General features: G+C 68.4%; 22 protein-coding genes and 1 tRNA gene. 8 read left to right on the top strand and 15 right to left on the bottom strand.

What is annotated here, in order from left to right:
• Nucleotides 1-43: 43 nt before the first annotated feature.
• Complete coding sequence (locus tag D892_RS0122805; protein WP_024803450.1) at nt 44-301, bottom strand: hypothetical protein; 258 nt, start codon at nt 299-301, stop codon at nt 44-46.
• A 369-nt stretch (nt 302-670) separates the two neighbouring features.
• Nucleotides 671-2,083 carry a hypothetical protein gene (locus D892_RS0122795; RefSeq protein WP_156959639.1) on the bottom strand — a complete coding sequence of 471 codons (1,413 nt, stop codon included), beginning with the start codon at nt 2,081-2,083 and terminating at the stop codon, nt 671-673.
• 357 nt (nt 2,084-2,440) lie between these two features.
• Here D892_RS0122795 and D892_RS46955 point away from each other — a divergent pair, with 357 nt between their 5' ends.
• The 3 genes from D892_RS46955 to D892_RS0122780 all read left to right on the top strand — a co-directional run bounded on the left by D892_RS46955 (nt 2,441) and on the right by D892_RS0122780 (nt 3,425).
• Complete coding sequence (locus D892_RS46955) at nt 2,441-2,596, top strand: hypothetical protein (protein ID WP_156959302.1); 156 nt, start codon at nt 2,441-2,443, stop codon at nt 2,594-2,596.
• Nucleotides 2,597-2,661: 65 nt separating this feature from the next.
• Nucleotides 2,662-3,222 (top strand): hypothetical protein, encoded by a 561-nt coding sequence (locus D892_RS0122785; protein WP_156959301.1) that lies wholly within the window; start codon nt 2,662-2,664, stop codon nt 3,220-3,222.
• Nucleotides 3,219-3,425 carry a hypothetical protein gene (locus D892_RS0122780; RefSeq protein ID WP_156959300.1) on the top strand — a complete coding sequence of 69 codons (207 nt, stop codon included), beginning with the start codon at nt 3,219-3,221 and terminating at the stop codon, nt 3,423-3,425. The genes D892_RS0122785 and D892_RS0122780 overlap by 4 nt, the downstream gene beginning before the upstream one ends.
• A gap of 371 nt (nt 3,426-3,796) precedes the next feature.
• Here D892_RS0122780 and D892_RS0122775 read toward each other — a convergent pair.
• Nucleotides 3,797-3,870: transfer RNA gene (locus tag D892_RS0122775), tRNA-Ile, on the bottom strand.
• Between the two features lie 130 nt (nt 3,871-4,000).
• Here D892_RS0122775 and D892_RS0122770 point away from each other — a divergent pair.
• On the top strand, nt 4,001-4,435 hold the full coding sequence (locus D892_RS0122770; protein WP_024799313.1) for a nitroreductase family deazaflavin-dependent oxidoreductase: 435 nt from the start codon (nt 4,001-4,003) through the stop codon (nt 4,433-4,435).
• Between the two features lie 64 nt (nt 4,436-4,499).
• Here D892_RS0122770 and D892_RS0122765 read toward each other — a convergent pair whose 3' ends face one another.
• Nucleotides 4,500-5,507: a zinc-binding dehydrogenase gene (locus D892_RS0122765; protein WP_232235930.1), complete on the bottom strand. Its 1,008-nt coding sequence runs from the start codon at nt 5,505-5,507 to the stop codon at nt 4,500-4,502.
• A gap of 254 nt (nt 5,508-5,761) precedes the next feature.
• Between D892_RS0122765 and D892_RS0122760 the strand changes: the two genes are divergently transcribed.
• Both D892_RS0122760 and D892_RS0122755 read left to right on the top strand, forming a co-directional pair.
• Entirely contained in the window at nt 5,762-6,781 is a 1,020-nt protein-coding gene (locus D892_RS0122760; RefSeq protein WP_024799315.1) for a TerC family protein, read from the top strand.
• Between the two features lie 60 nt (nt 6,782-6,841).
• On the top strand, nt 6,842-7,351 hold the full coding sequence (locus D892_RS0122755; protein WP_024803448.1) for a hypothetical protein: 510 nt from the start codon (nt 6,842-6,844) through the stop codon (nt 7,349-7,351).
• 332 nt (nt 7,352-7,683) lie between these two features.
• Here D892_RS0122755 and D892_RS47875 read toward each other — a convergent pair whose 3' ends face one another.
• The 7 genes from D892_RS47875 to D892_RS0122725 form a co-directional block, all read right to left on the bottom strand.
• Nucleotides 7,684-7,959, bottom strand: a complete 276-nt coding sequence (locus tag D892_RS47875) for a hypothetical protein (RefSeq protein WP_036567409.1) — start codon at nt 7,957-7,959, stop codon at nt 7,684-7,686.
• 79 nt (nt 7,960-8,038) lie between these two features.
• Nucleotides 8,039-8,209: a hypothetical protein gene (locus tag D892_RS46945; RefSeq protein ID WP_156959305.1), complete on the bottom strand. Its 171-nt coding sequence runs from the start codon at nt 8,207-8,209 to the stop codon at nt 8,039-8,041.
• Nucleotides 8,210-8,271: 62 nt separating this feature from the next.
• Nucleotides 8,272-10,035, bottom strand: coding sequence for an SDR family oxidoreductase (locus D892_RS0122745; RefSeq protein WP_024803447.1), 1,764 nt, complete (start codon nt 10,033-10,035; stop codon nt 8,272-8,274).
• A gap of 41 nt (nt 10,036-10,076) precedes the next feature.
• Nucleotides 10,077-11,186 (bottom strand): PDR/VanB family oxidoreductase, encoded by a 1,110-nt coding sequence (locus tag D892_RS0122740; RefSeq protein ID WP_024803446.1) that lies wholly within the window; start codon nt 11,184-11,186, stop codon nt 10,077-10,079.
• On the bottom strand, nt 11,183-12,088 hold the full coding sequence (locus D892_RS0122735; protein ID WP_024803445.1) for a metal-dependent hydrolase: 906 nt from the start codon (nt 12,086-12,088) through the stop codon (nt 11,183-11,185). The genes D892_RS0122740 and D892_RS0122735 overlap by 4 nt, the downstream gene beginning before the upstream one ends.
• A 124-nt stretch (nt 12,089-12,212) precedes the next feature.
• Entirely contained in the window at nt 12,213-12,662 is a 450-nt protein-coding gene (locus tag D892_RS0122730) for a hypothetical protein (protein ID WP_156959638.1), read from the bottom strand.
• A 151-nt stretch (nt 12,663-12,813) separates the two neighbouring features.
• A complete protein-coding gene (locus D892_RS0122725) occupies nt 12,814-13,149 on the bottom strand; it encodes a helix-turn-helix domain-containing protein (protein WP_024803443.1) in 336 nt (111 codons plus the stop codon).
• A gap of 53 nt (nt 13,150-13,202) precedes the next feature.
• Here D892_RS0122725 and D892_RS0122720 point away from each other — a divergent pair, with 53 nt between their 5' ends.
• The gene (locus tag D892_RS0122720; RefSeq protein ID WP_024803442.1) at nt 13,203-13,940 is read left to right on the top strand and encodes an SDR family oxidoreductase; all 738 of its coding nucleotides are present in this window, start codon (nt 13,203-13,205) and stop codon (nt 13,938-13,940) included.
• 200 nt (nt 13,941-14,140) lie between these two features.
• On the opposite strand, the gene D892_RS0122715 is transcribed toward D892_RS0122720, so the two are convergent.
• On the bottom strand, nt 14,141-15,667 hold the full coding sequence (locus tag D892_RS0122715; RefSeq protein ID WP_024803441.1) for a cytochrome P450: 1,527 nt from the start codon (nt 15,665-15,667) through the stop codon (nt 14,141-14,143).
• Between the two features lie 215 nt (nt 15,668-15,882).
• On the opposite strand from D892_RS0122715, the gene D892_RS0122710 reads away from it, so the two are divergent.
• Nucleotides 15,883-16,116 (top strand): hypothetical protein, encoded by a 234-nt coding sequence (locus tag D892_RS0122710; RefSeq protein WP_024803440.1) that lies wholly within the window; start codon nt 15,883-15,885, stop codon nt 16,114-16,116.
• Between the two features lie 26 nt (nt 16,117-16,142).
• Here the strand turns inward: D892_RS0122710 and D892_RS0122705 are convergent, their stop codons facing one another.
• The 3 genes from D892_RS0122705 to D892_RS0122695 form a co-directional block, all read right to left on the bottom strand.
• Nucleotides 16,143-17,315 carry an XdhC/CoxI family protein gene (locus tag D892_RS0122705; protein WP_024803439.1) on the bottom strand — a complete coding sequence of 391 codons (1,173 nt, stop codon included), beginning with the start codon at nt 17,313-17,315 and terminating at the stop codon, nt 16,143-16,145.
• A 5-nt stretch (nt 17,316-17,320) separates the two neighbouring features.
• Complete coding sequence (locus D892_RS0122700; RefSeq protein WP_024803438.1) at nt 17,321-18,754, bottom strand: NCS2 family permease; 1,434 nt, start codon at nt 18,752-18,754, stop codon at nt 17,321-17,323.
• Between the two features lie 114 nt (nt 18,755-18,868).
• Nucleotides 18,869-21,199: a molybdopterin cofactor-binding domain-containing protein gene (locus D892_RS0122695; RefSeq protein WP_024803437.1), complete on the bottom strand. Its 2,331-nt coding sequence runs from the start codon at nt 21,197-21,199 to the stop codon at nt 18,869-18,871.
• Between the last annotated feature and the right edge of the window lie 268 nt (nt 21,200-21,467).

Raw genomic sequence — 21,467 nt, 5'->3', positions numbered from 1 at the left:
GCCTCACAGGACAACGACTGTCATGCGTTATAACGCAAAATTATCACTTGCTGTTCCAACGCCTCCAGCGCTTGCGGGTGTTCTCACAGCGAGCCACGCCCGACACCATGGCGTCGTGTATCTCTCGAGTCTGTACACCACTGGTCCAGTCGGCCGTCTCATCAACCGGCTTGCCCCCGATCCCTGACCCGATGATCTCGTCGGTGACCTGGTGCCATCCTGGCCGGCGTTCGATGAAATACAGCCGGTACTGGATTCGGCCGTCATGCGATTCGGCGTACAGCTCGCCAGTCCACGGCATGCTCGGCTTCCACAGCCCAGACCTCCGCCTTCCCCCACAGGATGCCGGTCTGCCATCAACAACAAACGGCCCAACCCGCCATCAGTTCGAATACATCACCAGACGTACCGCCGCCGAAGCCGTACCGCGAAACCTTAGACCATGGCCTTCGCCACCTCCATTGTCGACTCCATGCAGGCGCTCACGCTGACGCTGACTCGCATCGGGGACGTGCTGGCTGCCGGCGGGGACGGCTACACCTACCTCGGCGGAGCGGATCTGGGGTTCCCGCGGAGTTCGGCATAATCCGCGCCGGGTTATCCGATGAGCCCGTCAGCCTGCCGAGGCTGACGGGCTTTTCCGTTGTCTCGCAAGGTAATCCGGCCACAACTACGCGAGCGGCTGCTCCCGCAGATATCCGTCCAGCTCCACCACCGGTGCCGATCCCTGCCACTGGGCCATCGAGGCACGGACGGTCTGGATGCGTTCGGCCAGCTGCACACTGCGGTTCTGCCGTGCCCAACCGGCCGCATCCATCAAGGTGCTGACGGCTTGTTCGGGTTCGTTGGAATGGACATAGGTGGTGGCGAGGTAGAGCTTGGAAAAGGCGTTGTCGCGCACCAGCTGCGGATCGTGCAGTACCAACGACTGTTCAGCTTGCGCTACGGCCCGCTCCGGCTGTCCCAAGTTCAGGTAACACTGACTCTCGGTATGCGGCAGGAAACCATCGTCGTAGAAGTACGCCAACGACGAACTGGCGGGGGCCGCTTCGGTTTTGGCACGCTGGTACGATGAGCGGGTCTTCTCCAGAGTATCCAGGCACTTCGCCTCGTCTCCGGCCTTCGCACGAGCCCGCGCCAGTTGGTCGTAGGCGAAGGTATGGACGAGCGGCTCGGCCTGCTTGGTGGTGGCCACCGCGGCTGAGGCGTAATCGACGGCAAGATCCAGCCGATCCTGTGCCTTGGCGACGTGGCTCATCCGGGCCAGGGTGAACCCGATGAGGGCCGAGGCGCCGGCCTGATGAGCTGCGGCCTGGGCCACTTCGAAATAGCGCCAAGAGTTGGCGAACTGTCGCGCATCGAGCGACAACCATCCGGCCAAACCCGCGAACTTGCTGTACACCGCGAGCAGCTGCGGCTGGAGGCGGGCGGGACAATCCGGCAGCATGGCGTGCAGGAGCCGCAGTTGCGCCCGAACCACGGTCAGCACCGCCTGAGCACCTTGGATATCGTCCTGGTGGCGGCAGTAATCGCAAATCCGGTCGAAGTGCTCGATCAGGGCAGCATCGACGCGCGGTGGCTCATCTGCGGCCTTGACCAGGCGATCGTGGGCTTCGGTCAGTCCGGCAGCGCCGAGAGCGAGGCCCGCCATGGAGCCGGTGAATACCTGCAGAAAGGTCTTGCGCTCCACAAAATCCTCTCCTTCCACACCCAGAGGACTTCCTCCTACGGTAGCCGCTTCCGGAAGTGGAGAGGAGGGAGCGCCGCTCTGATTCAGGACGGCCTCGCAGGGGATCACATCCCTGGCGGTCGGTCGGTCATGCCGTGCCCGCCAGAGGGATTCCCCCTCGGCCACAATCTGATCGAATCTCGCGCGGTCTTCCGACGTAGCCCTTTGTTGCAGGGTGGTGTCGAGCATCTCCTGGGTGACAGACCGTGGAAGAACGGAGCCCAGCCCGGTACGCCAGTTGATGACAGTCGAGGGATTGGTGCCCAGAAGGGCCGCGAACTCACGGACGGATTTGCGCATGGCCTCCTGCAGCGCCACTGCTTCGAACCCGGTCCACTCCCGCCCTCTGACCATAGCCCCCACCCTAAGCTAGCCACTCTGACCTGGGCAAACACGTCCAGTAACCGCACACTACCCCACCACTGGCCTGTCGCGGCCGAAACCGCCTGAGGACCAAGGTTGAAGCGGTACCCGGTACCAAGCCGACGCCGCATCTCTGGGTGGCGCACCGGCCCGGATGCCCGGGTCGGTGGCGAAAGCCCTTGGTACCGGGTGCTTCTCAGGATGACCGGACGCACCAGGGGAGGTACCAGCACGATGCTCTACAGCACGCTCGCCATATACCAACTCGCCCGTATGACCCGGCCCGAATACCTCACGCGACCCCCACGCCGACCACGTCGAATTCGGCATATTCACATCGAATCCGGTGTGCTGCAACTGGATTACCGAGCCGGTGCCGAACAGGCGCAGAGCGTGGCGGACGAGTTGGCGGGCGCGTTCGCTGAGCTCGGCTTACGGGTGACGGTCGACGATGACGTGCGACCCGATCTGCCGCCGTTGCCGTGCGGCCGACTGTGGGACTGACTGTCCCAAACATTCTCTTTGCCAACGCTTTCCACATCTCGCTGATACCGAAGGGAGGCATCGCCATGCCCCGAGACCAAGGGGAGCACGTTGTCTACGGATTCACCCCGGACAGGCCCGTGGCCTTCACGGTGCCGCCGGTCGAAGCTCGTCCGGATCAGCCGCTCCCCGAAAGCTCGGCGTTCCTACGGGTGTGCGAGGGAGCGGAGGAACCGAGCACGGTGCTGCTCCGCTGCGCCGGCCAGGTGATCGGCGTCTGGCGGTACCTGCACGAGCAGCGCCCGAGCGACACGTCCTCGGTCGATGAGCAGCTCAACCTGCTGATCTGGCTGATCGACCGCGAAGCGAGCGGGCATATCCGGAACATCGCGGTCGCGCCGGAGGCCCCGATCAGTCCGTCGTCGTATGGCGACTGGGTTGCGTGGCTTGCGTGGAAGTACGCGCTCTACGCGCTGCGGCAAGACGATCCTCGGCATCACGAGTGGGACGCTACCGAACTCGAGTGCTGCGTCGAGGCCCTCGACGAGTTGGTGGCCGACGTCCGGGCCGGACGGGTGCGGCTGCGAGCGACAGCCGGAGCATTTCCGCCGAAGGGGATGGCACCGGACGCCGGAGGAACCTCGTGACGCTGCCAGGCCCCTTGCCGCACAGGGCCTTCGTGCATGCCGACGGCTGGCTGGCCGAGCATGTGTGCCAGGTGTACTTGTTGGAACTCACGCAGGAGCGGGCACGGGAACTGCGCCATATCCATCGGCATCATCATCCGGACATGTGCGTCGTGCATCTGGAAGCGGCGGCCTTTCTACTGCTGTCCGAGGACGACTGCTGACCGGTGCGCCGACTTCGGTTCGCAAACACCCGGGCCTGACCTCCCACGAACGCTTCCACGGGTGGTCACCCCCAAGTGGTCGAGCGTGAGGCCGTGATTCGCCGAGTTGTACGGCGCCGACCAGATCGACCGGAGCACCGGATGCCTCGAAGTTCTCCGCTCAACGTCCGGGGCCGGACGTTGACGACACCGGACACGCCCGGCTCCGGGATACTGCCGGGGCGGTTGCAAGGGTTCATCGATGGGGAAACCAGTCGCTCGAAACCGGTGTCATGCGGCGTCCGGCACGCGAGAATCCGTTGCTGGTGAAGCGGCGATCCGGATGACCCCGCACCGCCGGAACGGGGTTTACGCTGGTGGGGCGGGGTTTGTGGGACGGGTGGGGCTCGAACCCACGACCAACGGATTATGAGTCCGCGGCTCTAACCGACTGAGCTACCGTCCCCCGACCGCAGCGTGTGTATGCGGGCGTCAAGATGTTACCGGGTCGGGCGTGTTAGCACCTATTCGGATCGCCGTTGGGCGGATTGCGGACTAGGGTGAGGGCGGTACCGACCCCCGATGGGAGGGCAGGCGTGGCGGATCTGTTCGTGAACGTGTTGCGGGCGCATCAGTGGTTGTACGAGAAGTCGGACGGGCTGGTGGGGCATCGGCTGCTGTTCGGGAATCCGACCTTGTTGCTGCGGACGGTCGGGCGCAAGACGGGGCTGGCGCGGACCAACGCGCTGACCTATGCGCAGGACGGTCAGGACTATCTGGTCACCGCCTCCAAGGGCGGGGCGCCCGAGCCGCCGGGATGGCTGGCCAACCTGAAGGCCAAGCCCGACAACGAGATCCAGGTGGGCAAGCGACGGATACCGGTTACGGCCCGGGCGACCTATCCCGACGATCCCGACTACGCGCGCCGGTGGAAGCTGGTCGACAAGGTCAACCACGGGCGCTACACCCAGTACCAGACCAAGACCGACCGCAAGATCGCGGTCGTGGTGCTGACCCCGCGCAACGCCTGAACCGAGCCCCGGCCCGGCCCGGGCATCAGCCCGTGGCCGACCGGCGTCGGATCGCCTCCTCGCGTCACATCGTCAGAATCGTGCGCCCCACGGCCTGCCGAGCCTCGATGGCGGCATGGGCGGCGGCGGCCTGATCGAGCGGGAAGGTCTGGCCGACAACGACTTCCAAATCTCCCTCGGCAGCCATGTCGAAAGCTCGCGCTCCCAGTGCCGCCCAGTCCACGCCGGAGTTGGTGATGTCCATCAGGGACAGGACGGTAATGCCCGCCGCGGCAGCGCGTTCGGTGTCCAGTTCCGCGAAGCCGCCTGCCGCGTTGCCGTATCCGAGATACCGGCCGCCCGGGGCGATAGCGCCCAGGGAGTCCCCGCCGATCGGCCCGCCGGCGCCGTCCAGCACCGCGGACACCCCGGTACCGCCGGTCAGCCCCAGCACCTGGTCCGCCCAGCCGGGTTCCTCGTAGTCGATCGCCTCGCTCGCGCCCAGCCGACGCGCCAGGTCGAGCTTCGTATCCCCGTGCGCGGCGGCGATCACCGTGGCCCCGGCCGACCGCGCCAGCTGGGTGAGCAGCGTGCCCAAGCCGCCGCCCGCGGCGGTGATCAGCACCGGCTGCCCCGGCCGGAATGCCGCGCTCCCGGCCACCGCCATCGCGGCCCTGCCGTCGTGCACCAGCGCCGCGGCGTGCACGAAGTCCAGGGCGCCAGGTAGTTCGGTGAGCGTCTGCGCCTTCGCCGGCGCCCGCTCGGCGTAGCCGCCGACGGGTAGCCCGCCGCCGATCCCGCTGGCGGCGGTGGCGGTCGCTACCCGTTTGCCGACCCATCCCGGATCGACGTCCTTCCCTACGGCGGACACGACTCCGGCGACCGCCCCGCCCGGCACGTACGGCGGGCGGACGGCGAAGAAGTCGGTGCCCCATCCGCTGCGCAACCGCACGTCGAGGAACATCACATCCGCCGCCGCGACATCGATCACAACTTCGCCGGTCCCGGCCACCGGATCCGGCGCCGTGCCGGCCACCAGCACGCCCGGACCACCGAACGACTTCGCCTCGATCACCCGCATCTTCGACCACATCCCTTCGTTCTCGCGATGAGCACAGCCTTCTACCTGAAGCAAGGTTCAGGTCAAGCGCGGATGCGGGAACTTCGCCGATCCGGGTGTGCCGTTTGGTGATCGGCCGAAATGTCCGTTACCCTCACAGGTGAGGGGAGTACTTCCCAAGTGCCATACCGGTCAGTACGGATTCCGCCATCGGAATCCCCGGGTGGCCACCCGAGTGAGGGTGAAGGAGACCTCGGGTGTTGAGCCATGCCCGAGGAGATCTTTTTATGAGCCCTACCGACACCGTTCTCGCAGCGTCCATCCAGACCATCGGCACACCCTGGTTATGGACCGCCACCATCCTCGGTGTTATCGCGCTGCTGGTACTCGACTTCGTCGTCACCCGCAAGCCGCACGAGGTGTCGATGCGCGAGGCCGTCGGATGGACGATCTTCTACATCGCCCTGCCCGTCGTCTTCGGGCTCGTCATCTGGGCCGCGTACGGCGGCACGCCCGGGACCGAATTCTTCACCGGCTACGTGCTGGAGAAATCGCTGTCGGTCGACAACCTGTTCGTCTTCATGCTGCTGCTGTCGGCCTTCGCCGTGCCGGCGGCGCTGGCACAGCGGGTGCTGCTGTTCGGCATCGTCGGCGCGCTGGTGCTGCGCGGCATCTTCATCGCCCTGGGCGCCGCCGCGCTCGCCTCGCTCGACTGGGCGTTCCTGCTGTTCGGCGCGATCCTGCTGGTGACGGCGGCGAAGTTGCTGGTCGACACCGCTCGCGGGAACGACCAGCACGTCGACATCTCGAGCATGCGATCGGTGCGACTACTGCGCAAGCTGATGCCGGTGACCGACGACTACCACGGCACCCGCATGACCGTGCGCGAGGCCGGCAAGCGCGCCCTGACGCCGCTGGCGCTGGTGGTCGCCGCCGTGATGGGTACCGACGTGGTCTTCGCCGTCGATTCGGTGCCCGCCGTGTACGGCGTCACCGGCGACCCGTACCTGGTGTTCGCCACCAACGCGTTCGCGCTGCTCGGACTGCGGGCGCTGTACTTCGTGCTGCAGGCGGCACTGTCGCGGCTGGTGCATCTGGCCTACGGGTTGGCGATCATCCTGGCGTTCATCGGCGTGAAGCTGGTGTTGCACTGGGCGCACGGCACCTGGGAGCAGGTCCCGACGATCCCGACCGTGGCCTCGCTGGGTGTGATCGTGGTGGTGCTCGCCATCGTGACCGTGACCAGCCTGCGCGCGACGCGAGGGGCCGGCGAGGTCGATTCGGCGACAACGACGCCCCAGTCGTAGCGCCGAGCCGGACGGATGCTACGAGTTGCCCGCCGGATTCTCGCGACCATACTGTGAATCGTGCTGTTTCAACGGTTGCGCCGCATCGACCTGAGCCGGGTGCACCGGGCCGTGGACGATCTACAGCTGTCGGAGGCGGTGTTCAAGACCTGTCCGTGGCAGCCGCGTGAGCTGGTGGAAACCGGCCTGCGACAGTGGCTGCGCTGCTGCGGTGCGGCCATGCGCGACGACCAGGTGATCGGCATGCCCTCGCATGCCGTCGACGAGGCGTGGCATGGGCTCATTCTCTGCACCACCCGATACGCCCGATTCTGCGACGCGGCCTACGGCCGGTTCCTGCATCACTTTCCCGAGGGTGACGGGCCGTCGAGCGGCTCCGGAGAGGCCGGAGATGCCATGGACTCCCAACTGGGCCGGACCGTCGTCGCGTGGTCGATGGTGGCCCGGCCGGGCGAGGAGTGTGTGCTGTGGGATCTCGACAGCAGGGTGGGCGTCGAACGGCCGTGGGGAATCCCGCGCGGACGCGTCGAGATCATCGAATCCGACCTGCGCGCCGCCGATTCCCGCTGAGGACCGGCCGGGTCCGGCTCAGCCGCCGCCGCAGCCTCCACCGCTGGAATCGCCACCACCGTCGCTAGAGGAAATGCCGACGCCACCCGAGTGGTACCGGCCGCCGCCGCATCCGGCGCGGCCGTACTCCCACCGGCCGTGCCTCCGCGGTGATGTGCCGGACCGCACGCCCCACACGCCGACCGCGACAATGACGCCCACCATCGCCACATAGCCGATTACTCCCCCAATTCCCATGTTCCGGAACGTATTCGGACTTCCCAAAGGTGCGCCGAAGATTCGGTTGCCGTGGCGTCTCGGTACTCGTCGATGGTGGCCCGGCACGGTGCGGCTCAGCTGCCCCCGCCACCGCCGCCTCCACCGCAGCCGCCGCCTCCGCCGCCCCCGCAGGAGCCGCCGCCGCAGCCGCCTCCCCCACCGCAGCCGTTGCCGCTGTCGCCGCCGCCGAAGGAGCCGCCGTCCGAGTAGGTCCCGCCGCCGTATCCGGATCGGCCGTGCCGCCACCGGTCGCGCCGCCGGCGAGATCTGCCGGACCTCGCACTCCACACGCTGCCCGCGATGACGACGAGCACCATGGCCACCCAGATGATTACTCCCGCTGTTCCCATACCGCGGACGGTAGCCCGTCTCGCCAAAGATCGGCCAAAGATCCAGTTGCCGTGGCGGCGAACGGTACTCGACCGCGCGTCACGGTCCTTCGAAGCACCCGTCGTCGGGATCGCCGCACGTCTCGTCGCAGTAGCCGGTGTCGTCGTATCCGTGACCGCCGTGGTTCCGGGAAAACGCCACCGACCTGCCGATGAGCACGACGCACCCGCAGATCAGGGCAATGGCCACGACCACGGTCACAGTTTCCATGCACCGCAACGTAAGTACGGAGCCCTATGACCTGCTTAATGTTCGGTTGGAGGGCGGACCGGCTACGTCAGCTTCACCCGTGCCGCGAGGAAACGGTCCAGGGCGGGGGCGAACCGGTGGAAGTGGTATCGGAGATGGGCCTCCGGGGTGACGGGGACGACCGCGCGGCCGCGTTCGACGGCCTGGACGATCTGGGCGGCCACCTTCTCCGGGCCGTAGCCGCGCATCCGGTAGAGGTCGTCGTACCGGGTCTGCCTGTCGGCCTCCTCCTCGGCGGAGAGGCCCGAAAACCTGGTCGCGGCAACAATATTGGTGTGCACGATGCCGGGGCAGATGGTGTGCACCTCGATGCCCTTGCCGGCCAGTTCGGCGCGCAGGCAGTCGGAGAACATGAACACCGCCGACTTGCTGGTCGAGTACGCGCTGAACCCGCGCTGCGGGGTGTAGGCGGCCATGCTGGACAGGTTCACGATGTGCCCGCCGAGACCGCGTTCGGCCATCGCGGCGCCGAAGGTGCGGCAGCCGTTGACCACTCCCCCGAGGTTCACCCGCATCACCCGGTCGAATTCGGCCGCGCTGGTGGCGAAGAAATCGCCGGCCTGACCGATGCCCGCGTTGTTGATCAGGATGTCGGGCACGCCGTGTGCGGCGAGCACGATGGCGGCGTGCTCGGCCACGGCGGTCTCGTCGGAGACGTCCAGCTCGTACGTGTGCGCGACACCCCCGGCGGCCGTGACGAGTTCGGCGGTCTGTTTCGCCGCCTCGAGATCGAGGTCCGACAGGACGATTTCGGCACCGCGCCGCGCGAACTCCAGCGCCGTCTCGCGGCCGATTCCGCTGCCGCCGCCGGTGATCACCACCAGGTTGTCGCCGAACGGACGGCGTTCCCGGCCCACCTCGGCCCGCCGCAGCCCCCGCGCCTGCGGACCGCCGCCGATCGATTCGACGAGTTCGGTTGTGGCCGTGGCCAATAGTTCCGGATGCGAGAACGGCAGCCAGTGGCCTCCGCCGACCTCGCGCCGCCACAGTCGCGGCGCCCACTGCCGGGTGTCGGCGTATCCCGCGGGCCGCACCGCGACATCGCGGCGCGCGATGATCAGCTGCACCGGGACCTCGGTGCGGCGCTCCCGGGGGTTCAGCACGCGCTGCAGGATATTGGCGCGGTAGATCCGCATCCCGTCGAAGAAGTCCGCACGGAACGTCGGGCCCAATGCGACGTTCCGCGGGGAGGTTTCGTTCATCAGCCCGACGAAACGCTGCCAGACCTTCTCCATCGACAGCGGCCGCAGCACCACCTTCGGCACACCGGGTGTCATGAACAGGAAGGTGTACGTGGACGAGAGCAGCTGCGTGAACGGACCCCACATCGCGCCGCGAGACAGTTTGGCGCGCATCCACTTTCCCATATGGTCGAGGTTCGGCCCGGACACCGAGGTGAACGACGCGATGCGATCGGCGGCGCGCGGCTCGCACACCGCCTCCCACATCTCGACCGAACCCCAATCGTGCGCGAGCACGTGCACGGGCTCATCCGGGCTCACGGCGTCGGCGACGGCGAAGAAGTCGGCGGCGAACCGGTCCAGGCGATAGTCCTGCGTGCGCGCAGTACGGGTGGACCGGCCGTGCCCGCGGGTGTCGTAGGCTACGACGTGAAAGCGGTTGGCCAGCAACGGGACAACCCGGTCCCACAGATGGTGGTCGTCGGGCCAGCCGTGCACCAGCACCACGGTCTCGGCGTTCGGTGCGCCGTATTCGTAGACGGCAAGCTCGAATTCGCCGCTGCGCACGGTCCGCTCGACATCCGCAAAGGGCCTCTCATCGGTCACTGTGTTCTCCTTCGGCGCTTCGTCGTGCGGGGTGGTACGTGCTAGAGATCCAGTACGAGACGTTCACCGGCACAGCGGGATACGCAGATCAGCAGCTCCCCGTCGGCACGTTCCTCGGGGGTGAGCACCGTGTCGCGGTGGTCGACCACGCCGGACAGCACCCGCACGGCGCAGGTGCGGCAGAAGCCCTGACGGCAGGAGTACGCGGTGTCCGGACGCACCGCCAGCACCTCCTCCAGCGCCGAACGGTCGGCCGGTACCTCGATCACCTCACCGGTGCGGGCCAGCTCGATCGTGAACGGCTTGCCGTCGACCACCGGCGGCGCGGAGAACCGTTCGGAGTGCAGTTCGACGCCGGGCAGGGTCCGCACGCCCTCCGCGACCAGCGCGGTCATCGGCACCGGACCGCAGCAGTAGACCGCGGTGTCGGGCCCGACGCCCGGCAGCAGGTCCGCCGCGATGGGCAGGCCGTGCTCGTCGTCGGTGCGCACGGTCACCCGGCCGCCGAAGCTGTCGATCTCGTCGAGGAAGGGGAGGGTGTCGCGGCTGCGCCCGGCGTACACCATCGACCAGTCGATACCGAGCCGATGCGCCATCCGCACCATCGGCAGGATCGGTGTCACGCCGATGCCGCCGGCCACGAAATGCACTCGGGCGGAGTCGGATCCGTACCCCGGCGGCACGAACGGGAAGGCGTTGCGCGGACCCCGGACCGTCACCCGGCTGCCGATCCGCAGTGCGTCGTGCACCTCGCGCGAACCGCCGCCACCGCCGGGAATGCGACGCACCGCGATCCGATAGCCGTGCCGGTCGGCCGGGTCGCCGCACAGCGAGTACTGGCGCAGCCGTCCCGACGGCAGTTCCACGTCCAGATGCGCGCCGGGCCGCCACGGCGGCAGCGCGCGGCCATCGGGCGCGGCGAGCAGCAGGCTCACGACGTCGGTGTCGTGAGCCTCGACGCGGCGCTGCACGACCGTCAGGTCCAGCCGCCGATCGTCCACGCGGCCCGCGGGATCCTTCCGGTTGATCAAGGTCGTCCATCGGAAACGGGTCTCGGCGACGGCATGGAACACCCGCATCGCGCGGTCCGGCCGGCGGCGGCCGTACAGATCGACCGGCGGCTCGGACGGCGCGGGACGCCGGACGGTCACGACGCCGTCGCCCGCGCCGCCGGCGACTTGGCCAGGTAGGCGACGGCCTGTGCGGTGGAGCCGACCGCCGCCGGGGTGTAGCCGGGCTGGAAGACCGACAGTGCGCTCCACAGTAATGACGGGACACCGGGCAGCGCACCGCGCCACATCGACGCGAAGACCTTCGCGACCAGCCGCGGGTACCGCATGTCGGGAAGCGAGGAGTCCTCGTGCACAAGATATTTCGTCCCGCGCAACACCAGCGACAGGAAGATCGGGAAGACCACCAGCATCAGCGCGCAGCGCCGGACGTAGCCGACGTCGAAGTACTCGGCGACCTCGTGGGCGACGAAGCGGTGCTCGACCTCCTCCGCACCGTGCCAGCGGAACAGGTCCAGCACGTTCGGGTCGGCGCCGAACCGCTCGAGATCGGCGTTGAGCACCCAGTCGCCGAGGAAGGCGAAGAAATGCTCGAGCGTGGCGATGAAGCCCAGGCGCTCCACCAGCGCCTGGAACTGCGCGCGGGCGTTGTCGTCGGCACGGGGCCCGAGCGTCTCGCGGAACAGGAACTCCATCTGCCGCACGTACGGCTCGACATCGATGCCGTGCGCCGACAGCACCTCGTCGAGCACCCCGTTGTGGGTCTCGGCGTGCATCGACTCCTGGCCGATGAAACCGAGCATCTGCTCGCGCAGTTTCTCGTCCTTGACCAGCGGAAGCGCCTCGGAGAACGTGCGGCAGAACATCCGCTCGCCCTCGGGCAGCAGCAGGTTCAGCGCGTTGATCAGGTGCGAGGCGATCGGCTCGGCCGGCATCCAGTGCAATGGCGTCTCGCGCCAGTCGAACCGCACATTGCGCGCCTGCAGGGCCACCTCACCCGGATCCATCGGGCCGCGGCGCGCGCGAAAGGGCAGTAACTTCATCGGTACTCCAGGTGTTCCGGTCCGGCTGCCGGCGCCTCGTCAACAGCCATTGCTTCACCAACGTAGCAAGAGTCTACCTATACATGGGACCAGGAGTAACACCTAGCGGCGCGGAGCGGGCGGCTCAGCGCTTGGTCAGCGGCTGAGTGAGCGTGACGCCCTGCTCATCGATGGTGGTGGCCTTGGTGAATACGTGACCGGGCTCGATCACGTCGGACAGGATCAGATGGACCGGCTTGTCGATGAAGTGCCCGGCCGCGCAGTTCGGATCGCAGGTGTTGAGATGTTCGATGCCGTCGCCCTCGGCCTTGTCCGGACCCCAGGACTGCCACTCGATCCGCTCGACCCGCACCCCGAGGTCGGCGCACGCGAGGATGAGATCCGGCGGCCGAACGGCGGGTTTGTCGAACGAACAGCCGATCACTTCCGGTGGCGTGTTCGCCACCGGAGCCGCGGCCGCGGACTTCGTCGCACCGGCATCCTCACCACCGCAGCCCGCGGCCATCAGCACCGCCGACACCGCCGCCGCGGCGGCGAGCCCGCGGCGAGCAGCCGGGAAATCGATCCTCCGCACGCGTCCGCCTCCATCCAGCCGCCGTTCACCGATATCGGCGTGGCGAAGCTCCGACACACCGATCAGACCCGGATCATGACCCATCCGCGCCGCATTCGCACGCGGCACGCGCAAAATCACCGCCGCCGCGGCGATGACCTGCCCGGACACTTTACTCGGCAGGGCCGCCCCCGCCGCCGAGCCGGTGCCGCGACCAGTTCCACAGCGAGTGCAGGGCGGTGGCGAGTTCCGCTCCGGCGGCGGTCAGCTCGTACGCCTTGTCGGGCCGCTTCACGGCCAGACCGGCGGCCTGCAGGTTCTGCAGCCGTACCGACAGCATGCTCGACGAGCAGTTACCCATGCGGCGGCGCAGTTCCAGGAAGCCGATCGGCCCCGGCTCGAGCTCCCAGACGACGCGCAGCATCCAGCGCTGACCGAGCAGGTCCATTGCCGCGTGGATCGGCGCGGGATCCCCCGGCCGCGCGCCGGCCCGTCTTGCGCTTCTCATTTCGAAGCAGCATAGTTGGTTCTGAAACAGAAGCGTTCGAGCGGAGGTGTGCGGTGGATGGGCAGCGAATCGCGCTGGTGACCGGGGCGTCTCGCGGGATCGGTGCGCAGACCGCCCGGATCCTCGCGGCACGGGGTGACCATGTGGTGCTCAACTACCGCGAGAAACAAAGGCGCGCACAGCAACTCGCCGACGATATCGGGGCGGCCGGTGGCAGCGCATCGATCGCCGGGGCGGATCTGTCCGACGAAGCGGCGGCACGATCGCTCGTCGACGACGTGGTGCGACGGTTCGGGAAGCTGGATGTGCTGGTGCTCAACGCTTCCGGAGGACTGGAACAGGGCGCTCCAGCCGACTACGCGATGGCGATCAACCGCGACGCACAGCTTCGACTGGTGCGATTCGCGTTGCCGCACCTACGATCCGGGGCGCGTATCGTCTTCGTCACCAGCCATCAGGCCCATTTCCACGGCCGCAAGCCGGTCCCGGAGGCCTACGAGCCGATCGCGGCGAGCAAGCGGGCCGGTGAGGATGCGCTGCGCGCGTTGGTACCCGAATTCAGCTCGCGCGGTATCGGTTTCACGGTGGTGTCCGGTGATATGATCGACGGTACGATCATCGTCCGGCTGCTGCGGCGTCGCGATCCGGACGCCGTCGCCGCCCGCGCCGAGCACGGCCCGCTGCCGACGGTCGAGGAGTTCGCCACCGCGGTCGCCGACGCCACCGAGGCGGCCGCCGAGCCCGGGCACACGGTGTACATCGGCGGCACCGACTACCTGATTCGGCACTGATCACCTGTTTCGAGTGAAGACGCCGGTCGCCGTGGACTTTCCGACGACGCGGGTTCGGCCGCAAGGCCGGCTCGCCCCGGAGTTTGCGATGCCTGCGATGCCACAGCCATGACCCCGACGGCACCGGCGTAGGCGTCGCGCTCCGGGCACGACGAGGTCGATCGGACCTCGGACAGCCTGTGCGGGCAGCGCCGTGCGGCCTACGCGGGCAGCTCCGTGCGACGCGTGTCACGGCGCACCGGATCCATCAGGATCGGGTCGTCCGGACCGCCGGTGAACGAGAACTGCCGCCGGACCGGCTTGTCGTCGTGGGGGTTCAGCTCGATCCGCTGCGTCACCGTCGCCAGCGCGAGCACCGCCTCCATGGTGGCGAAGCCGGAGGCGACGCACATCCGCTTGCCCGCGCCGAACGGCAGCGACGCGTGCTTCTGCGCCGGCCGCAGGTTCTCGGCCAGGTAGCGGGTGGGGTCGAAGAGTTCGGGGTTGTCCCAGACCCGGTCGTTGTAGTGCAAGCCGTGCAGGGCGATCGAGATCGTGGTGCCCGCCTTGATCGGGTAGCCGCCGAGGACGTCGTCACCGATCGCCACCCGCGCCAGGCCGAGGATCGGCGGATACACCCGCATGGTCTCCGCGACAACGGCTTTCGTCCACGGCAGCCGATCGACGTCCTCCGCGGTGGGCGTGCGCCCGCCCAGCACGGTCTCGAGTTCGTCGTAGAGGCGCTGCCGCACATCGGGATTCCGGCCGAGCAGGTACCACGCCCAAGCCAGCGCCGTGGCCGTGGTTTCCATACCGGCGCCGATGAAGGTCATCAGCTCGTCGTGGATCTCCTCGTCGGTGTAGGCGTACCCGGTTTCGGGATCGCGAGCCTCCATCAGCAGGGCCAGCAGGTTGTCCGTGCGGGTGATCCGGCCGCCGCGATGGTCGGCGATCAGCCCGTCGACCACGCCCTCGACGTGCCGCAGATCGCGCATCGCCCGCGGTGCCAGCACCCAGCTCAGCACGCGCATCACCCGCATCGGCAGCCGCGGGTTCTCGGCGGCCTCCGGGTGCGGGCCGTGCCTCAGCACCCAGGTCGACATGGCGCGGATCGGCCGGCTCAGGTTCGTCACGAAGCCGACGCCGAAGTAGCGCAGCAGCGACGACAACCGCACCTCCGTCATCGGGCCGGACAGATCGGTGCCGAACATGGTGCGGGCCACGACATCCAGGGTCAGCCGGTTCATCTCGGCGTTGATGTCGACCGGCGCTCCCCCGCGGCTCAGCTCCATGATCCGCGCGGCGGCATCGCCCGCGGCGGCGGTCATCGGGCCGGCGAACCGATCGAGGTTGCGCCTGCCGAAGACGGGCTGCACCAGCCGGCGATTGCGCATCCAGCGCTGGTCGTCGAGATCGGTCACGAGACCGCGGCCGAAAGCGACTGCCAGCATGTCGTATTCGGCGCTCTTGGCGTAGTTGTTCTGATTCGAGATCAGCACCTGCCGCGCCAGTTCCGGGCTGCGCACGATCACCAGCTTCAGGAACGGCACCCGCGCCACCATGACGTCGTCCTGTCCGGGGAGCTCGTTGATGTACTCCACGACCGTCTTGTCCCGCAGCCGGGGCAGCACCGCCAGTGCCAGCTTCCACGACTGCCACCACGACACCCGGGTGCGGTGCCAGCGGAGGAACGTCGGCAACCAGCGCGACGGATACAGCGATGCGCTGCGAGTTTCGGTGAACGCCATGGCTTTCTGCCTCCCGAACCGCGATGTTCCTGGCGTGATCGGATTTCAGTGTACATGTGTGCACCGAAATGGCAATGGGGGGTCGGAAAAGGTTCGAGGAGGGTTCGAGAGGTCTCCGGAAGTCTTCGGATTCGAGTAACCGACTACTCGCGAGCCGACCGCCCATCGACGCGCACAGTGGGAGGACCAGACCCGCATCGTCGAGGAGGCGAGCCATGTCAGCCACCATCCGGACGCCCGCACCGGTCGCCGAGCAGTACCGCGACCTGATCGCGGAGTTCCAGGCCCTGATCGCGAAGTACCCCGACGCCGAAGGAAAATTCGTGCTGGCGCATCTGCCCGAGGGCACCCGCGCGCAACGTCCCGGCACCGTCGACGAACCGATCGTCTGGGAGTGCGAGACCACCAGCTACGGATTGGACTGCCGCCCTGTGATTCTGCAGGCGTGACGACCGATTCCGCAGGCGTGACGGCCTCAGATCCGGCCGGTGTACTCCATCGGCGGCGGCCCCACCGGTTCCTCGGCGGCGAACCGGTGGATCGGGCCGTCGGTACCGCTCAGTGCGTGCCCGGTGCCGCCGCGGCGGACCGCGACGATCTCGGCGGCGACCGCCACCGCCGTCTCCTCCGGGGTGTGCCCACCCAGATCCAGGCCGATCGGGGAATGTAGCCGTGCCAGTTCCGCTTCGGTCAGCCCGGCCGCTCGCAACCGGGACAGTCGGTCCCGGTGCGTGCGCCGCGAGCCCATCGCGCCCACATAGGCGACGGGGCGCCGCAGTGCCACCTCCAGCACCGGGACGTCGAACTTCGCGTCGTGTGTGAGCACGCAGATCACCGTGCGCGAATCCACCTCGGCGCCTTCGAGATAGCGGTGCGGCCACGCCACCACCACCTCGTCGGCCTCCGGGAACCGTGCCGGTGTGGCGAATACCGGGCGGGCGTCGCAGACTGTCACGTGGTAGCCGAGGAACTTGCCGATCCGGGTGACCGCGCCCGCGAAGTCGATGGCGCCGAAGACGATCATCCGCGGCGGCGGTACCCGCGACTCGACGAAGACCGTGACTTCGTCACTGCCGCAACCGATCACCCGGACGCCCGTGGCCCCGAGGCCGAGCATGGCCCGCGCCTCGGCCACCACGCGCCGGTCCGCGGCAGCGACCGGTCCGTCCTGCTGCCGCTCGGCCGTCGCGGCCCCCTGCGCCGCACGAACCGGTTCCGGACCGGGCGCCTCGACCCGATCCGGGCCCACGGCCAGTGCCGCACCCGTGTCCATGTCCCGGACCAGCGCCACGGCACCTGCCGTGCCCATCACCCGCTCCATGACGGCCCGATCGCGCGGGCCGACCGGATGGACGAACACCTCCAGCACACCGCCGCAGGTCAGCCCGACGGCCAGCGCGTCGGAATCGCTGTAGCCGAACGTTTCCCGTCGCGGGCGCCCGGTGCGCAGCGACTCGAGGCACAGGTCGTACACCGCGCCCTCGACACAGCCACCGGAGACGCTGCCCACGACGGTCCCCTCCTCGTCGACCGCCATCGCCGCGCCGAGTGGCCGGGGCGCGCTCCCGGTGACACCGACGATGCTGGCGAGGGCGTATCTCGTGCCCGCCGAATGCCATTGCCGCAGTTGCTCGGTCAGCTCATGCACGATCATCACCCGCCCAGCAGAACTTCGATGCCGGAGATGGCGAAGTAGGCGGTGAACACCACCGTCACCACCCACACCAGCCAATGGATTTCGCGGAACTTGCCGCGCGCCGCCTTGATCACCGTGTAGGCGATCAGGCCCGCGCCGACGCCGTTGGTGATCGAGTAGGTGAACGGCATCGCGACGACGGTCAGGAAGGCCGGCACCGCGACTTCCAGGTCACCCCAGTCGATCTTGCGTGCCTGCGTCATCATCAGCGCGCCCACCAGCACCAGGGCCGGCGACGCCGCCTGGATCGGCACCACGCCGGCGATGGGGGTGAAAAATACGGCCAGGCAGAACAATCCGCCCGTCACCACACTCGCCAGGCCGGTACGGGCGCCCTCACCGACACCCGTCGCCGACTCGACGTACACCGTACTGCCCGCGCCGCCGGACGCCCCGCCGATGATCTGCGCGACACCGTCGGTGGTGAGCACCCGCCCCAGGCCCGGCATCCTGCCCTGCTCGTCCAGCAGGCCCGCCTCGTCACAGACCCCGAAGATCGTGCCCATGGCGTCGAAGAACCCGGTGAGCACCAGCGTGAACAGCACCACGCCCGCGGTGAGCGCGCCGGCCCGGGCGAATCCGCCGAACAGATCGACATTCAGCATGAGTCCGAAATCCGGTGCGGCGAAAAGCTTCTCGGGTACCTCCGGGACGACGGTCCCCCAATCCTCCGGGGCGATGTCCCCTGTCGCGTTGATGAGGATCGCCAGCGCGGTGGCGGCGGCGATACTGATCAGGATCGCGCCCGGCACCTTGCGGATGTACAGCGCCAGCATCAGCAGCAGCCCGACCCCGAACACCACGACCGGCCAGCCTTGCAGATGCCCGTCCGGGCCCAGACCCACCGGCGGCCCGGTCGGCGAGCCGTGCCCGACCACCCCGGACGACACCAGGCCGATCATCGCGATGAACATGCCGATACCGACGCCGATCGCGTTCTTCAACGCCGGCGGAATCGCGTTGATGATCATGGTCCGCAGGCCGGTGGCGGCCATGATCACGATGACCACGCCCATCAGCACCACCAGGCCCATGGCCTGCGGCCACGTCATGTGCGGGGCGGCCTGGAAGGCCACCACGGGCACCACGCCGAGCCCGGCCGCCAGCGCCAGCGGCACGTTACCGACCAGGCCCATCAGGACGGTGGACAGTCCGGCGGAAAACGCCGTGGCCGTAGTGATCTGGGCGATGCCGAGATGGTTGCCGTCGATGTCGGTGGCTCCGCCCAGCATCAGCGGCACCAGCAGGACCACGTAGGCCATCGCGACGAAAGTGGTGATGCCGCCGCGTATTTCGCGTGACATACTCGTGCGCCGCGCACTCAGTCCGAACAGCCGGTCCACCGGTGATCGGGTGGCCGCGCGGATGGTGCGGGTCTGTACTTCGGTCATCTGGCGATGCCCTCCCTCGGGCAGCACCGACCTGCGGTCCCGCCGTCGGGGCGGACCTAGGGTGCGGTTGTGCGGTTGTGGGGGTTCGGGGCTACGGGCCGAACCTCCTGTTGATCAACAGCTTCGGATGATGTCCTCCGGCCGGACCGGGACCCGGGTGAGGTGTCCGGTGCCGCCGGCCGACCGGCAGGCGTCGCGTATCGCGGCGACGATCGCCGGGGTGGACGAGAGCGTCGGGGGCTCTCCGGCGCCGCGCAGGCCGTAGGGGGCGTGCGGGTCGGCGTTCTCCAGAATCTCCAGCTTCTGGTGCGGAGTGTCGAGAATGGTGGGGATGAGATAGTCCGTGAACGAGGGGTTGCGCACCTTTCCGTCGACGACCTGAATTTCCTCCATGACCGCCAGGCCGAGGCCCTGCACGGACCCGCCGTGGATCTGCCCTTCGAGCGACAGCCGGTTCATGATCCTGCCGACGTCCTGGACGGCGTCCAGGGCGACGACCTTCACCAGGCCCAGCTCGGTGTCGACGTCCACCACCGCGCGGTGCACACAGACCGCCAGCTGGGTGTGGCTGTCGCCCTGGCCGGTCACCGGGTCCATCGCGGTCGTCGGCCGATGATGGTATTCGCGGATCTCTTCGACGGCCCCCTCATCGAGCACGTCGACGAGGGCGGCGAGCACCTCACCGGTACCGGAAACCACCTTGCCGCCAACGAGATTCGCCGCGGCGGTATGTCCCTTGGCGGCAGCCAGTTCCAGCACGCGCGCGCGGACCGCCTCGCAGGCCGTCTTGACGGCGCCGCCGGTCATATAGGTCTGCCGCGATGCCGAAGTAGATCCGGCGTCGCCGATCCCGTTGTCGGCCGGGTGGATCGTCACGCGGTCGACGCCGAGTTCGGTGCGGGCGATCTGTGCCTCGACGGTGACCAGCCCCTGCCCGACCTCCGCGGCGGCGGTGTGCACCAGCGCGACGGGCTCTCCCCCGGCGACCTCCAGCCGCACCCGGGCGGTCGAGTAGTCGTCGGAGCCCTCGGAGAAGCAGATGTTCTTGATGCCGACGGCATAGCCGACGCCGCGCGCCACGCCCTCGCCGTGCGTGGTCTGGGAGGCGCCGCCGGGCAGATTGCGAATGTCGGTGGCGTCCAACCCCTCCGGCGGTGCCATCGCCTCCAGCCGGCCGAGCATCTCGCGCAGCGGGGTGGGTGCGTGTACCACCTGGCCCGTCGCGAGGGTGGAACCCTGTGTGACGACGTTGATCTGGCGCACATGCACCGGATCCATGCCGAGCGCGCCGGCCAGCTCGTCCATCATCGACTCGTGTGCGAAACACGCCTGCACGGCGCCGAATCCGCGCATCGCCCCGCACGGCGGGTTGTTGGTGTAGACGCCGTAGGCGTCGATCTCGAGGTGCGGAAACTCGTAGGGGCCCACCGCGAGTGAGGAGGCGTTGCCGGTGACGTTGGTCGTCGCCGAGGTGTAGGCCCCGCCGTCGAGGACGATCCGCACCTTCGCGTAGGTGAGCTTGCCCTCGCGCGTGGCGCCGTACTCGTACCACAGCTGCGCGGGATGGCGGTGCACGTGCCCGAAGAACGATTCCTCGCGGTTGTACACCATCTTGACCGGCTTACCGGTGTACAGCGCCAGCATGCCGGCATGGATCTGCATGGACAGGTCCTCGCGGCCGCCGAACGCGCCGCCGACGCCGGCCAGGGTCATGCGGATCTTGTCGTCGGTCAGGCCCAGGCACGGGGCGATCTGCGCCAGATCGTTGTGCATCCACTGGGTGGCGACGTAGAAGTCGAGACCGCCGTCCTCGGCCGGGACGACCAGGCCCGATTCGGGGCCCAGGAAGGCCTGGTCCTGGATGCCGACGTCGTACTTCTCACGCACCACCACCTCGGCGAGGACCCGGCCGGTCGCGATATCGCCGACCCGCACCGGCTGGTGGCGCACGATGCCGCCGCGTGCCTGGACCCGGTTGCCGTCCGGATCCTCCACCACCGCAACGGGATCGGTGATCGGCTCCAGTACCTCCCACTCGATGTCGACGGCTTGTACCGCGCGCCGGGCGATCTCGGGATGGTCGGCCGCGACCAGCACCACCGGCTCACCCTGATGACGCACCTCGCCGATGGCCAGTACCGGCTGGTCCCAGGTCATATCGAGCCCATAATGCTTGCGGCCGGGCACGTCGTTGCTGGTCAGCACGGCGTGCACACCCGGAAGCGCCAGCGCCGGACCGATATTCACGCTCACGATCCGCGCCCGCGGGTACGGGCTGCGCAGCGTCGCCCCCCACAGCATCCCGTCGATCCACAGATCGGACGAATAGGCGAACTCCCCCTTCACCTTCAGCGTGCCGTCGGGCCGCAGCGGGCTCTCCCCGATACCGCCCTTCCCCGGCGCGGCCACCTGCCCGGGGAAACGGGTCGCACGCGTCGAGGTCATCGGAACTCCTCCCACCGGTCGAGGTCGCGCCACAGCACGGCGTCGGCGCGGCGCGACCTCTCGCCATCCCGGTGTGACCTGCCGTCACGCCGGCACGACACATCGACGCTCCGGCGTCCGTTCATCCGGAATCCAGCAGCACCCTGTGCGCCACCGTGTATCCCGGCCGACAGCATGCCGCGACGACGATGCGCGCTGCGCCGGCAGCAGTACGCAGCGCGATGTTCGGCGCCCGCATCGAGCTCATCCGCGCTCACGGCGACAACGG

Source organism: Nocardia sp. BMG51109, from assembly GCF_000526215.1.
Classification (GTDB): Bacteria; Actinomycetota; Actinomycetes; order Mycobacteriales; family Mycobacteriaceae; genus Nocardia.
Note: the sequence above shows the minus strand (reverse complement) of the source record. Positions and strands in the feature narration are given on the sequence as shown.